The following is a 12,876-nucleotide window of genomic DNA, read 5'->3' as shown; positions in this document are numbered from 1 at the left end:
CAATGAAGATTCCCCAACTGGAAAAGCTCGTCGTCGACGCCCTCGAAGACATCAAGGGCCACGACATCGAGGTGATCAACACCAGCCGCCTGACCTCGCTTTTCGACCGCATGGTCATCGCCTGCGGCGAATCGAACCGGCAGGTCAAGTCTCTGGCCCGCAACGTCCAGGACAAGGTGCGCGCCGCCGGTGCGCCGGTCCTTTCGTGCGAAGGCGAGGAGGTCGGCGAATGGATTCTGGTCGACCTCGGCGACATCATCGTGCATGTCATGCAGCCGGCGGTACGCAGTTATTACAATCTCGAAGAGTTGTGGGGCGGCAAGGGACCCGTGCGCGTGCGCCGGCTCCCCGCTGCGGCCCAGGATGCGACAGCGGGCCAGGGATGAAACTGGCCATTCTCGCCGTCGGTCACAAGCCGCCCGCCTGGGTGGCGCAGGGCTGCGCCGAGTACCAGAAGCGCATGCCGCGCGAACTGCCCCTGTCGATCGTCGAAGTCAAGCCGGAAAGCCGCGGCTCGAAGAACCGCGAACAGTTGCTGGCTGCCGAGAAGGTGCGCCTCGTGGCCGCGCTGCAAGGCTATGCGCGCATGGTGGTGCTCGACGAGCGCGGCGCCGACCTGCCGACCCTGAAGCTGGCCGAGCGCCTCGCAGCCTGGATGCGCGCCGGCGGCGATACCGCGTTCGTCATCGGCGGTGCCGACGGCATCGACGCGGCCCTCAAGCTGCAGGCCGACGACGCGATTCGCCTCTCCAGCCTGACCCTGCCGCACGCCCTGGCGCGGCTGATCCTCTGCGAGCAGTTGTATCGCGCGATCAGCATCGTCCGCCAGCACCCTTACCATCGGGAGGGCTGATGCCGGTCGATCTGCAGCACGCGCGCCTGCATCTGGCCTCGCGCAGCCCACGCCGGCGCGAACTGCTGACCCAGATCGGCGTCGCTTTCGACAGCATCATCTTCCGCAATTCGCCGCGCGAGGACCCGGAACTCGACGAAACGCCACTGCCCGACGAGGACCCGGTGGGCTACGTGCAACGCATTGCGCGCAACAAGGCGGAACACGGCCGCCGCATCGCCGGCTGGCGAAAATTGCTGCCGCAACCGGTGCTGGCTGCCGACACCATCCTCGAAGTCGGCGGTCGGCTGGTCGGCAAACCGCTCGACACCGGCGACGCCGAGCGCATCCTGCAGACCTTGTCCGGCAACACCCACCGGGTTCTCACCGCCGTGGCGGTGGCCGCCGCCGGACGCCTCGAACTCGCCGTCTCGATCAGCGAGGTGCGCTTTCGCCCTCTCGATGCACACGAGATCACCCGTTACGTCGCCAGCGGCGAACCGATGGACAAGGCCGGCGCCTACGCCATACAGGGGCGCGCCGGGATGTTCGTCGCGCATCTCGCCGGCAGCTACAGCGGCGTCATGGGCCTGCCGCTGTGCGAAACGGCACAGTTGTTGAAGCGCTTCGGGTATCGTCTGTAACCTCGGCCGACGCTCAGGAACACCGCCCATGGCCAGCCCGCACAGCGAACCCAGCGACATCGGGACGCGCGTGTTTGCCGAGCAGATCGCCATGGTCTATCGGCTGACGCCACACACGCTGGCCATGTCGTTGCTCGGCTCGACGCTGATCCTGGTGGTCCTCTGGACCTCGGCGCCACGCACCATGCTGATCGCCTGGTACCTGCTGCACCATCTCGTCACGCTGGCCCGCTGTCTGCTGATCCGCGCCTATCGGCGAGCGAAGCCGGCGCCGACGGCGGCTCGGCTCTGGGCCCGGCGATTCATCGTCGGCACCAGCGCCGCCGGACTGATCTGGGCGGGCTGTGGCACCGTGCTGTTCCCGGGCCCGGGAGATCCGGCGCAGTTCTTCGTCGGCATGTATCTGGTCGGTGTCGCCGCCACCGGCATGTTTACCCTCGCTGCCCATTTCCGCTCGTTCCTGCCGCTGGGCGGCCTGACCCTGGTGCCGATGGGCCTGTGGCTGCTGGCTTCCGGCGTCCCCGGCCTGCAACTGACCGGTGCCACCACCTTCCTGTTCGTCTTCATCGTCTTCTCCAATGCCCGCCGCTTCGAGCGGATGACCATCGATGCCATCCGCCTTCGCCTGGAACTGAGTACAGCCAAGGACGCGGCGGAAGCCGCCAGCGAGGCCAAGTCGCAGTTTCTCGCCAACATGAGCCACGAAATCCGCACGCCGATGAACGGCGTGCTCGGCATCGCCGAACTGTTGCTCGCCACACCGCTCGCGGCGCAACAGCGCAGCCGCCTCGAAACGCTCTATCGCTCCGGCCAGGGCCTGCTGGACGTGATCAACGACATTCTCGACTTCTCGAAGATCGAGGCCGGCAAACTCGAACTGCGGACCGACGACTTCGACCTGCGAGCAATGCTCGCCGAGGTCATCGATGCCTTTGCCACTGCCGCGCACGGCAAGGGTCTGGCGCTGTCCTCGCACCTCGCCGCCGACGTGCCGACCGAGCTGCACGGCGACCAGCCGCGTCTGCGCCAGGTGCTCACCAACCTGATCGGCAACGCCATCAAGTTCACCGACCACGGCAGCGTGGTGGTGTCGGTCGCAAGCCTCGGCGAGCAGCGCCTGCGGTTTTCCGTGCAGGACACGGGCATCGGCCTGCGCGACGAAGACCGGACGCACATCTTCGACGCTTTTTCCCAGGCCGACCTCTCGCACACCCGGCGCCATGGCGGCACCGGTCTGGGGCTGGCGATCTCCAGGCAGATCGTCGGCCTGATGGGCGGCCGCATCGGTGTCGATAGCCAGCAGCAGCAGGGCTCGACATTCTGGTTCGAGGTCGCCTTCACCCCTGCCCGGCAGGCCAGCGCGAACCTCTCTGCCGCGCTCTCCCCGCCGGCGCCGCCGGCGCGTCTGCAGGGACAGGTGCTGCTGGTCGAAGACAACGCGGTGAACCAACTGGTCGCGCAGGCTTTCCTGGAAGCGTTCGGCTTGCAGGTCACCCTTGCCGAGAACGGACTGCAGGCGGTCGAGATGACCGCCGAGCGGCGCTTCGACCTCGTGCTGATGGACTGCCAGATGCCCGAACTCGACGGTTTCGAAGCGACGCTACGCATCCGGGCTCGCGAACGGGCGCTGGGCACCAGCGACAGGGACGCCCTGAAGATCATCGCCCTGACGGCCAACGCCTTCGAAGGGGATCGTGAGCGCTGTTTCAGTACCGGCATGAACGACTTCGTCGCCAAGCCGTTTACCCAGGCCGGACTGCAAGCGGTGCTGCGCCGCTGGCTTTGACGATGCGCGCCGCTGCCGCGCAGGAATCAGGAAGGAAGACGATCAGTGCGGATACTGCTGGTGGAAGACGATGACCTGCTTGGTGACGGCATACGTGCCGGCCTGAAGCTGGCCGACTACGCCGTCGACTGGGTACGTGACGGAGAAGCCGCACGCCTGGCACTGCTCGACCACGCCTATCAGGCCTGCGTTCTCGACCTCGGCCTGCCGAAGCGCGATGGTCTGTGGCTGCTGAAGGACCTGCGCGAACGCGGCAATCCGTTGCCGGTACTGATTCTCACGGCGCGCGACAGCAGCGCCGACAAGATCGCCGGGCTCGACGCCGGCGCCGACGACTACCTGACCAAACCCTTCGATCTGTTCGAACTGCAGGCACGCCTGCGCGCCCTGATTCGCCGCGCCGGCGGCAGCGCCACGCCGCGCCTGGAGCACGCCGGCGTGGTGCTCGAACCGGCCAGCAAGCGGGTCAGCCGGGACGGCCAGCCGGTCACCCTCTCGGCGCGCGAATTCGCCCTGCTGCGCGACCTGCTCAGCCACAAGAACCATATCCGCACACGCGCCCAACTCGAGGAAAGCCTGTATGCCTGGGGCGAGGAAACCGGCAGCAACACCGTCGAGGTATACATCCACCACCTGCGCAAGAAACTCGGTGCCCAGTTCATCCGCACCGTCCGCGGCCTGGGCTACCGCCTGGGCGATCCGGGATGATGCCCGGGACAGAGCCAGAGCCACACGCGCGCAGCCAGTCGCTGCGCTGGCGGCTGCTGCGCGCCGTCTTCGCCACCGCGCTGCTGGTCTGGGGGCTGAACGCGATCCTGAGCTACACCCAGGCCCGGCACGAAGCCGAAGAACTGATAGACGGCCATCTGGCGCAAGCCGCCCGCCTGTTGCTGGCGCTGGTGCGCGACAACGAGAGCCACCTGGAAGACCTGGCAGCGCGCCTGGCGACGGTCCGCAGCCAGGAAAGGCATCGTTACGAGTCACCGCTCGAATTCCAGGTCGGGCGTGCCGACGGTTCGCTGCTCTTGCGCTCGGCGCACGCGCCGGCAAAATCGCTGGCCGCGGCGCCCGGCTACGACGACATGACCCACGCAGGCCACCCCTGGCGTGTCCTGACCATCGCCTCGACCTCTGGAGACTACCGGGTACAGGTCGCACAATCGATCGACCTGCGGGATCACACGGCGCTCGAGGTCGCCCGCCGGACGGTGTTGCCGATCGCGCTGATCTCGCCGGTGCTGCTTTTGCTGCTCTACTACTCGGTGCGGCGCGCGTTGAAGCCGCTCGATGAGCTGGCCGCCGAGGTGGCCTCGCGCTCGCCGGAAAACCTCCGGCCGCTGGCCCAGAACGCGGCCCCCCTAGAAGCCCGGCCGCTGGTTTCGGCGCTCAACCGCCTCTTCGGCCGGCTCGACGACACCCTGGCGAACGAAAGGCGATTCACGGCCGACGCCGCGCACGAGTTGCGTACGCCGCTGGCGGTGGTCAGGATCCAGGCACAGGTCGCGCAACTCAGTCGGAACGCCGATGACCGGCAGCACGCGTTGCAACAGATCCTGCTTGGCGCCGACCGCGCCACCCGCGTGCTCGAACAACTGCTGCGCCTGGCACGCCTCGACCCGCTGGACGGGCTGCCCCATCCCGCCGAAGTCGATCTTGCCGAGCTGGCAGAGCGGGTGCTGAGCGACGCCCGCCACGCCGCCGCTGACCGCTGCATCGCACTGGAACGCAGCGACGACCCCTTGCTGCTCAGTGGAGACGCCGAATTGCTGGCCATCGCGCTGCGCAATCTGCTCGACAACGCGCTGCGCTACACCCCGCCCGCGACGACGATCCGCGTTATTGCCGCGCGACAGGATGGCGAGTTGACGTTCGGCGTCATCGACGACGGCCCCGGCGTCCCGCCCGCGGAACTGCCGCGGCTGGTCGAACGCTTCTATCGCGGCAGCGCGGCGCGGGCCGAAGGCAGCGGCCTCGGGCTGGCCATCGCGCAGCGCGTCGCCGAACTGCACGCCGCCCGTTTCGAACTGGAAAACCTGCCCGGCGGGGGATTCGCCGCGCACCTGCGCTGGCCGCGACCGCCAACAGCCTGAGCCTCAGCGCATCGCCAGGCTGGTCACAGATACTGGCTGAGCAGCAGGGCGGCCAGGAGTACGGCGATGAGGCTCAGCAAGCGCCGCTGCTGGCGCTGCGTGCGTGCCAGGTCAGCCAGCAGCGGCGCGAGATCGGGCGCTTTCGCCTGCGCCAGAGCCTGGTGCACCAGGCGCGGTATCTGCGGCAGGATGCGTGCCCAGTAGGGGGCTTCCTGCTGCACCCCGCGGTGAAAGGCACGGCCGCCGAGTTGCTCGCTCATCCAGCGTTCGAGGAAAGGCTTGGCGGTCTTCCACAGGTCGAGGTTGGGGTCGAGTTGCCGGCCGAGGCCTTCGATGTTGAGCAAGGTCTTCTGCAACATCACCAGCTGCGGCTGGATTTCGACGTTGAAGCGGCGTGAGGTCTGGAACAGGCGCAGCAGCACGCGGCCAAAGGAAATCTCGTGCAGCGGCCGGTCGAAGATCGGTTCGCAGACCGCGCGGATGGCGGCTTCGAACTCGTCGGCCCGCGTCTCGGGTGGCGCCCAGCCGGCTTCGATGTGCGCCGTCGCCACGCGCTTGTAGTCGCGCTGGAAGAAGGCCAGGAAGTTCTGCGCCAGATAATTCTTGTCGGTGTCGGTCAGCGTCCCGACGATGCCGAAGTCGAGCGCGATGTAGCTGCCGTGGTGATCCGGATCGGTGGCGATGAAGATGTTGCCGGGGTGCATGTCGGCGTGAAAGAAGCCGTCGCGAAACACCTGCGTAAAGAAGATCTCGACGCCGGCGCGCGACAGCGCCGGCAGGTCGATGCCGGCAGCGAGCAGTGCCTCGGTCTGGCTGATCGGAACGCCGCGCATGCGCTCCATGACCATCACCGTCGTCGTGCATTGATCCCAATACACCTCGGGCACCTGCAACAGCCGCGAACCGCTGAAATTCCGCCGCAATTGCGAGCAGTTGGCGGCTTCGCGCATCAGGTCGAGTTCGTCGTAGAGGTACTTGGCAAACTCGCCGACGACTTCGCGGGGCTTCAGCCGCTTGCCGTCCGACCAGACTTTCTCGAGCAGGCCGGCGAGGGTCTCGAGCAGCGCCAGGTCGTTGGCGATCACCGCGTGCATTTCCGGGCGCAGGATCTTGACCGCCACTTCCTGGCCGCCGTCTTCAGGTCGCAGCCGGGCGAAATGGACCTGCGCGATCGAGGCACTGGCCACCGGTGTCGAATCGAACTCGGCGAACACCGCGCTCGCCGGCCGGCCATAGGCCTTCTCGATCTGCGCCAGCGCCAGGGCGGGTGAAAATGGCGGCACGCGGTCCTGCAGCCTGGCCAGTTCGTCGGCGATGTCGGGACGCAGGAGGTCGCGACGCGTAGACAGGACCTGGCCGAACTTGACGAAGATCGGCCCCAGCGATTCCAGCGCCAGGCGCAGGCGCACCGCCGGCGGCGCGTCGAAGCGGCGCCGGAAGTGCAGGACCCGCGACACGGCCGCCAGGCGACCGCTGGGCTCGTGCTCGAAGAGCATCTCGTCGAGACCGTAGCGGTGCGCAATACTGAGGATTTTGGCGAGGCGGAATAGTCGCACGGCTGGCAACGGCCTAGTCTTGGGCAAATCGGGGAGTTTACACAGAAACGCGCGTCATCGCGCCGCATCCTTCGCCCCGCGCTCGGTCGTGCATCGTATAATCAGCGGCTTGACCGAATCCTACAGCAGACGCTCCCCGATGAGTTCCGACCTGAAGTCCCACCTCGCCGACCTGATGCGTGCCGCGTTGCTCAGCGTCGCGCCGAACGAGGCCGACACCAGCATCCATATCGAGCGACCCAAACAGGCCTCGCACGGTGATTTTTCGTGCAACCTGGCGATGCAACTGGCGCGTTCGATGCAGCGCAACCCACGGCAACTGGCCCAATTGCTGGTTTCGGAGTTGCCGTATTCGCCCCTGGTCGACAAGACCGACATCGCCGGCGCGGGCTTCATCAACTTCCACCTGCGGCCGGCAGCCAAGCTCGAAGTCGTGCGCGCCGTTCTCGAACAGGGCGAGGCCTTTGGCCGCTCGACGACCGGCGGCAAACGCAAGGTCCTCGTCGAGTTCGTCTCCGCCAACCCGACCGGCCCGCTGCACGTCGGTCACGGTCGTGGCGCCGCCTACGGCGGCAGCCTGTGTACGCTGCTCGCTTTCGCCGGCTGGGACGTGACCAGTGAATACTACGTCAACGACGCCGGCCGGCAGATGGACATCCTGGCGTTGTCGACCTGGCTACGCTATCTGGAGCTGCACCGCCAACCGGATGAACCCCTGCCTTTTCCTGCCAATGCGTACCAGGGCGAATATGTGCGCGAGATGGCCAGACAGATGCTGGCGGCGCATGCCGAGCGCTTCCTGCGGGCGCCCGCCGGCGTCATCGACGGCGTTCCGCCCTTGCCCGACCCCGGCCGCACCGACGCCGCGGCCGCGCAAATCCGTGAAGCGCACCTCGACGCCCTGATCGTCAATGCCAAGCGACTGCTTGGCGAGGAGTGGCAGTATGTGCACGACTTCGTGCTCACCGAGCAGCTCGCGGACTGCCGCAGCGATCTCGAAGAGTCCGGGGTGCATTTCGACGTGTGGTTCTCCGAGCAGTCGCTGTTTGCTACCGGTCTGGTCGCGCGTGGCGTCGAGCGACTGCAGAAGGCCGGCCATCTTTATCTGCAGGACGGCGCCCTGTGGTTCCGGTCGACTGCGTTCGGCGACGAGAAGGATCGCGTCGTCCGCCGCGACAATGGCCTTTATACCTATTTCGCGTCGGACATCGCCTACCACCTCAACAAGTACGAGCGTGGCTTCGAGCGGATGATCAATGTCTGGGGCGCCGACCACCACGGTTACATTCCTCGCATCAAGGGCGCGCTCGGCGCGCTGGGGCTCGATCCGGAAGCTCTGGAGGTGGCGCTGGTGCAGTTTGCCGTGCTCTACCGCTCCGGCTGCAAGGCGCAGATGTCCACCCGATCGGGCGAATTCGTGACCCTGCGCACGCTGCGCGCGGACGTCGGCAACGACGCCTGCCGCTTCTTCTATGTGCTGCGCAAGTCCGACCAGCACCTGGATTTCGACCTCGACCTGGCGAAAAGCCAGTCGAACGACAACCCCGTCTATTACATCCAGTATGCGCACGCCCGCGTGAGTTCGCTGCTGGCACTCTGGGGAGGGGATCTGGCAACCCTCGCCGCAGCGCCGTTCGACCGCCTCGAAGGCGCGCATGAACTGGCCCTGGCGGCCCGGATCGGCGAATTCCCCGCGGTCGTCGAAACCGCCGCCGCGGAATTGGCACCGCACCTGATCGCCTTCTATCTCAAAGACCTGGCCGCCGAATTTCACAGCTACTACAATGCCGAACGCATTCTGGTCGATGATACGGCGCAGAAGGATGCGCGCCTGGCACTGGCGGCTGCGGTCAGGCAGGTGATTCGCAACGGCATGACGATTCTGGGTGTCTCCTGCCCCGAATCGATGTAATCAGAAACAGAGGACTTCCATGAGTCGCGACATGAAACCCCTTAGAACTCCCCCCGCAAGGAAGTCGGGGGGGGGCACATTGTTCGGCCTGTTCATCGGCCTGGTCATCGGCGTCATCGGAGTGGCCGGCGTCGTCTGGTATATCAACAAGGCGCCGCTACCGTTCACCACCACCGGCCAGCAACCCAAGCTGCCGCCACCCGTGGCCAGCAAGCCCCCGACCCCGGCGGCCACCACACCAGAAGTGCCGCCGGTCGCCACGGCGCCGGTGGCGCTCCCTGGCAAGCCGGGCGACCCGATCGGCACCGAGAAGCCACGCTTTGATTTCTACAAGATCCTGCCAGGCAAGGCCGAAGCCATTCCCGACCCCAAACCCGAAGAACCGAAACCGGCCGATGCCAAGCCCGCCGAAGGCAAAATCGTAAACAACAAACATGCCGAGACCAAGCCGGTCGAAACCCGGCCAGGCGAAGCGAAACCGGCCGATGCCAAGGCCGTGGACTCCCGGCCGGTGGAAGCCAAACCGGCGGACAGCAAGGCCGCGGCAGCCAAAACCGTCGAAGGCAAACCCGGCGAGGTGAAGCAGGCGGAGAGCGGCAAGAGCAAGAGCGAAACGCTCAAGGAGCCGATCTATCTGCAGGCCGGTTCGTTCCAGAGCGCCAACGAGGCGGACAACCAGAAGGCGCGACTGGCGATGATGGGTGCCGAGGCGCGGATCCAGCAGGTCATGCTCCAGGACAAGGTGTGGTACCGCGTTCGTCTCGGACCGTATCAGAAACTGGACGACGTCAACCATCTGCGTGCCGACCTCGCCAAGCAGGGCATCGACGCCAACGTGGTCAAGAAAGACTAACCCATTCAGGAGAAGAGTCATGCATCGACGTATCAGCGGATGGTTCGCGGCGCTCACCCTGGCCGCACTGACAGTGGTTCTGCCGGCCCGCGCCGAACTCGTCGTCGGCCGCGATTACGTGCCCATCGTCCCGGCACAGGCCTCCGACACCCCGGCCAAACTCGAGGTGATCGAATTCTTCTCGTACGGCTGTCCGCATTGCAGCGAATTTCACCCGACGGTCAGCAAATGGTCCGCCGCCTTGCCGGGCGATGTGGTCTTCAAGCGCGTGCCGATCTCGTTCGCGCGACCGCAGTGGGCGAGCCTGGCCAGGCTTTATTATGCCCTTGAGGCCACCGGCGATCTGGCCCGGCTCGATGCCGCGGTCTTCGAAGCCCTGCACAAGACGGGCAGCAAGCTTTATGACGACAAGAGCATCATCGACTGGGTGAGCACACAGGGCGTCGATGCCAAGAAATTCAGCGATGCCTACAACTCCTTCGGAGTCGTCAGCAAGGCCAGGCGTGGCGATCAGATGGCGCAGGCGTACAAGATTCAGAGCGTTCCGGCGCTGGCCGTCGACGGCAAGTACCTGATGACCGGCGGCAAGGGTTTTCCGGAGTTGATCGCGCTCACCGACCAGGTGATCGCCAAGGCACGCGGCGAGCGCGGCAAGAAGTGACGCCGCCGCCCGCCCGGTGGGAGTCGGCTGCCGCCTGATGCGGTGACGTTCCACGCCTGCGCGTGCCGACCCCCGTCCTCAAGGTTTTCATCACCGGCGCCTCTTCCGGCATCGGCTGGGCGCTGAGCGAGCACTACGCCGCGCAGGGAGCGCTGGTCGGGCTTTGTGCCCGGCGCGCCGAGCGCTTGCGGAGCCTGTCCGAACGCTGGCCGGGGCAGGTCAATTGCTACCCGCTCGACGTGACCGACGCGGCGGCCCTGTGTGCCGCCGCCGCAGACTTCATCGCCCGCCACGGCGTTCCCGACATCGTGATTGCCAACGCCGGCGTCTCGGCAGGCACGCTGAGCGAGTACCGGGAAGACCTGGCGGCGATCCGCCGGATCATGGACGTCAATTTCTACGGCATGGCGGCCACCTTCTCGCCGTTCATCGGCGCCATGCGTCGCGCCGCCGGTGGTCGCCTGGTGGGAATCGCCTCGCTGGCCGGAATCCGCGGTTTGCCGGGTGCGGAGGCCTACAGCGCTTCGAAGGCGGCGGCGATCAGCTATCTCGAAAGCCTGCGTCTGGAACTACGCGGCTCGGGCGTCAAGGTGGTCACCCTCTGTCCAGGCTACATCCGGACCCCGATGACCGAGTCGAATCCGTTTCCGATGCCTTTCCTGATTCCCGCCGACCTGGCCGCGCGGCGTTTTGCGCGCGTCATCGCCGACGGCAGGAGTTATGCCGTCGTGCCCTGGCAGATGGCACTCGTCGGCAAGCTGTTGCGGCTGCTGCCCAATGCCCTCTACGATCGGCTGTTTGCCGGGGTACCGCGCAAGCCGCGTGGGGTTTCCTGATCAGGAAAGCGACTTTCCCGGACGCCGCCGGCTGTGCAACTCGGCCGCGCGCTCGCCTGCCGCTGCCCTCACCAGTCGATCGCTTGCCCGTCGCGAAAGAAGCCACCGCTCGGACCGTCATCGGGCAGCAGCGCGGCCCAGACGATGCCGCGAGCGCCCTCGTCTGCGCTGCGTGCGGCATCCTTGCCCCCCATGTCAGTGCGGCACCACCCAGGGCAGACCGAGTTGACCTTGATCGGGCTGCCTTCCAGTTCCTTGGCGGTGAGCCGCGTCAGCGCGTTGAGGGCGGCTTTCGACATCCGGTAGCCGGGCCAGCAGCCTCCCATTTCGCTCAGTTGCCCCAGGCTCGACGAAACATTGACGATCCGCCCCCAGGCGTTTTCGCGCATCAGCGGCGTGATCGCCTGAATCAGGCGCAGCGGTGCAAGCGCGTTGCAGGCGTGCGTGGCGGCAACCACATCGGGGTCGACGACGAACACGCTCGCGGCCTGCGGGAGGGCGAAATCCTTCGGTTCGAGCAACACCCCGGCGTTATTGACCAGGATGTCGGCGCGACCGAACTCGCGGCGCAGTCGTGCGGCAAGCGCTGCCACGGCACTCGCGTCGGTGACGTCGGCGACGTGCGGCAGCACGTCGTGGCCCTTCTCGCGCAACTGTCCGGCGGCGTTTTCGATCGCCTCGGCAACGCGTCCGACCATCAGCACCGTGCAGCCGGCGGCCGCAAGCTGGCGTGCCACGGCCAGGCCGATGCCACGGGCGGCTCCTGTGACGACCGCAAGTTTCTGAGCTAGCATCTGTTCCTCCTGTTGTTTGCACCGGAAACCCCCATCATGCAATGGTCTGACGCGCTCGGCAAGACACACGGCCGCTATTCTGGCAGGCCACGGATCGTTTCGCTGGTGCCCAGTATCACCGAACTGCTGGTCGCGCTGGGACTCGCCGAAGCGCTGGTCGGCCGTACCGGCTTCTGCATCCATCCGCGGCAGTTGCTGCGGCGGGTGCCGAAGCTCGGCGGCACCAAGGGATTCGACGCCGACAAACTGCGCGCCCTGGAACCGACGCATGTGATCGTCAACATAGACGAAAACCGCCGTGAGGAAGTCGAAGCCTTGTCCGACTGCGTGCCGCACCTGATCGTGACACACCCGCTGGAAGCGCGCGACAACCTCGACCTCTACCGCCTGCTGGGCGGCGTTTTCGGGCGCGAGGCCGCGGCCGAGGCCCTGTGTGCCGACTTCGAGAACGCATGGCAGGCGCTGCGTGCCGCGACTGAGCTGCTGCCGCGCGAGAAGGTGCTCTACCTGATCTGGCGCGAGCCCTGGCTCGGCGTCGCCCGCGACACCTACATCTCGCGCATGCTGGCCGCCGCCGGCTGGGATACGCTGCCGGTCGACAGCCGGCTGCGCTACCCGGAGATCGATCTGCCGGCGCTGGCGCGCGCGGCGGACATCGTTTTCCTGTCCAGCGAACCTTACCCCTTTCGGGAAAAACACCGGCAACTGCTGGCCACACAACTGCCGGAAGTGCGCTGCGCCCTGATCGACGGCGAGATGGTTTCCTGGTACGGCAGCCGGGCGATCGCCGGACTGGCCTATCTGCGCGCCTTGCGGACCCGCCTTGGGCAACGCTGAGCGCTGCCGGGACGGCCAATCCTCGGGAAATTGACGAGCATCAAGCGCAACCCGGCCGGCGTGACTATACTGGCG

General features: G+C 66.6%; 13 protein-coding genes. 11 read left to right on the top strand and 2 right to left on the bottom strand.

The window, feature by feature from the left end; genetic code table 11:
* Positions 1-2: 2 nt before the first annotated feature.
* The 6 genes from rsfS to AC15MQ_RS20145 are packed head-to-tail and all read left to right on the top strand — an operon-like array spanning position 3 to position 5,352.
* Entirely contained in the window at positions 3-386 is a 384-nt protein-coding gene (rsfS, locus tag AC15MQ_RS20170) for a ribosome silencing factor (RefSeq protein WP_287655406.1), read from the top strand.
* The gene (rlmH, locus tag AC15MQ_RS20165) at positions 383-853 is read left to right on the top strand and encodes a 23S rRNA (pseudouridine(1915)-N(3))-methyltransferase RlmH (protein ID WP_287655405.1); all 471 of its coding nucleotides are present in this window, start codon (positions 383-385) and stop codon (positions 851-853) included. The genes rsfS and rlmH overlap by 4 nt, the downstream gene beginning before the upstream one ends.
* Positions 853-1,476: a Maf family protein gene (locus AC15MQ_RS20160; protein ID WP_483081126.1), complete on the top strand. Its 624-nt coding sequence runs from the start codon at positions 853-855 to the stop codon at positions 1,474-1,476. The genes rlmH and AC15MQ_RS20160 overlap by 1 nt, the downstream gene beginning before the upstream one ends.
* Before the next feature lie 28 nt (positions 1,477-1,504).
* Positions 1,505-3,262 (top strand): ATP-binding protein, encoded by a 1,758-nt coding sequence (locus AC15MQ_RS20155; protein WP_483081125.1) that lies wholly within the window; start codon positions 1,505-1,507, stop codon positions 3,260-3,262.
* Between the two features lie 45 nt (positions 3,263-3,307).
* A complete protein-coding gene (locus AC15MQ_RS20150) occupies positions 3,308-3,970 on the top strand; it encodes a response regulator (protein ID WP_287655400.1) in 663 nt (220 codons plus the stop codon).
* Positions 3,967-5,352, top strand: coding sequence for an ATP-binding protein (locus tag AC15MQ_RS20145; protein ID WP_483081124.1), 1,386 nt, complete (start codon positions 3,967-3,969; stop codon positions 5,350-5,352). Before AC15MQ_RS20150 ends, AC15MQ_RS20145 begins: the two co-directional genes overlap by 4 nt.
* A gap of 23 nt (positions 5,353-5,375) precedes the next feature.
* Here the strand turns inward: AC15MQ_RS20145 and ubiB are convergent, their stop codons facing one another.
* The gene (ubiB, locus tag AC15MQ_RS20140) at positions 5,376-6,908 is read right to left on the bottom strand and encodes a ubiquinone biosynthesis regulatory protein kinase UbiB (protein WP_483081123.1); all 1,533 of its coding nucleotides are present in this window, start codon (positions 6,906-6,908) and stop codon (positions 5,376-5,378) included.
* Positions 6,909-7,047: 139 nt separating this feature from the next.
* Between ubiB and argS the strand changes: the two genes are divergently transcribed.
* The 4 genes from argS to AC15MQ_RS20120 all read left to right on the top strand — a co-directional run bounded on the left by argS (position 7,048) and on the right by AC15MQ_RS20120 (position 11,170).
* On the top strand, positions 7,048-8,820 hold the full coding sequence (gene argS, locus AC15MQ_RS20135) for an arginine--tRNA ligase (protein ID WP_483081122.1): 1,773 nt from the start codon (positions 7,048-7,050) through the stop codon (positions 8,818-8,820).
* A 31-nt stretch (positions 8,821-8,851) separates the two neighbouring features.
* Positions 8,852-9,673, top strand: coding sequence for an SPOR domain-containing protein (locus tag AC15MQ_RS20130; protein WP_287670222.1), 822 nt, complete (start codon positions 8,852-8,854; stop codon positions 9,671-9,673).
* A gap of 19 nt (positions 9,674-9,692) precedes the next feature.
* Positions 9,693-10,334: a thiol:disulfide interchange protein DsbA/DsbL gene (locus tag AC15MQ_RS20125; RefSeq protein WP_483081121.1), complete on the top strand. Its 642-nt coding sequence runs from the start codon at positions 9,693-9,695 to the stop codon at positions 10,332-10,334.
* A 62-nt stretch (positions 10,335-10,396) separates the two neighbouring features.
* Positions 10,397-11,170 carry an SDR family oxidoreductase gene (locus tag AC15MQ_RS20120; protein WP_483081120.1) on the top strand — a complete coding sequence of 258 codons (774 nt, stop codon included), beginning with the start codon at positions 10,397-10,399 and terminating at the stop codon, positions 11,168-11,170.
* Between the two features lie 68 nt (positions 11,171-11,238).
* On the opposite strand, the gene AC15MQ_RS20115 is transcribed toward AC15MQ_RS20120, so the two are convergent.
* A complete protein-coding gene (locus tag AC15MQ_RS20115) occupies positions 11,239-11,964 on the bottom strand; it encodes an SDR family NAD(P)-dependent oxidoreductase (RefSeq protein ID WP_483081119.1) in 726 nt (241 codons plus the stop codon).
* A gap of 36 nt (positions 11,965-12,000) precedes the next feature.
* Here AC15MQ_RS20115 and AC15MQ_RS20110 point away from each other — a divergent pair, with 36 nt between their 5' ends.
* On the top strand, positions 12,001-12,801 hold the full coding sequence (locus AC15MQ_RS20110; RefSeq protein ID WP_483081118.1) for a helical backbone metal receptor: 801 nt from the start codon (positions 12,001-12,003) through the stop codon (positions 12,799-12,801).
* Positions 12,802-12,876: the final 75 nt, after the last annotated feature.

Source organism: Candidatus Accumulibacter propinquus (assembly GCF_056856495.1).
The sequence above is the reverse complement of the archived record's forward strand: the minus strand, read 5'-3'. Positions and strand labels throughout refer to the sequence as shown.

What these genes read in the sequence shown, in the direction of transcription:
- AC15MQ_RS20145 (WP_483081124.1), top strand. Translation starts at nt 3,967, where the DNA reads ATGATGCCCGGGACAGAGCCAGAGCCACACGCGCGCAGCCAGTCGCTG.
- AC15MQ_RS20160 (WP_483081126.1), top strand. Translation starts at nt 853, where the DNA reads ATGCCGGTCGATCTGCAGCACGCGCGCCTGCATCTGGCCTCGCGCAGC.
- AC15MQ_RS20115 (WP_483081119.1), bottom strand. Translation starts at nt 11,964, where the DNA reads ATGCTAGCTCAGAAACTTGCGGTCGTCACAGGAGCCGCCCGTGGCATC.
- AC15MQ_RS20155 (WP_483081125.1), top strand. Translation starts at nt 1,505, where the DNA reads ATGGCCAGCCCGCACAGCGAACCCAGCGACATCGGGACGCGCGTGTTT.
- AC15MQ_RS20130 (WP_287670222.1), top strand. Translation starts at nt 8,852, where the DNA reads ATGAAACCCCTTAGAACTCCCCCCGCAAGGAAGTCGGGGGGGGGCACA.
- AC15MQ_RS20110 (WP_483081118.1), top strand. Translation starts at nt 12,001, where the DNA reads ATGCAATGGTCTGACGCGCTCGGCAAGACACACGGCCGCTATTCTGGC.
- AC15MQ_RS20125 (WP_483081121.1), top strand. Translation starts at nt 9,693, where the DNA reads ATGCATCGACGTATCAGCGGATGGTTCGCGGCGCTCACCCTGGCCGCA.
- rlmH (WP_287655405.1), top strand. Translation starts at nt 383, where the DNA reads ATGAAACTGGCCATTCTCGCCGTCGGTCACAAGCCGCCCGCCTGGGTG.
- rsfS (WP_287655406.1), top strand. Translation starts at nt 3, where the DNA reads ATGAAGATTCCCCAACTGGAAAAGCTCGTCGTCGACGCCCTCGAAGAC.
- argS (WP_483081122.1), top strand. Translation starts at nt 7,048, where the DNA reads ATGAGTTCCGACCTGAAGTCCCACCTCGCCGACCTGATGCGTGCCGCG.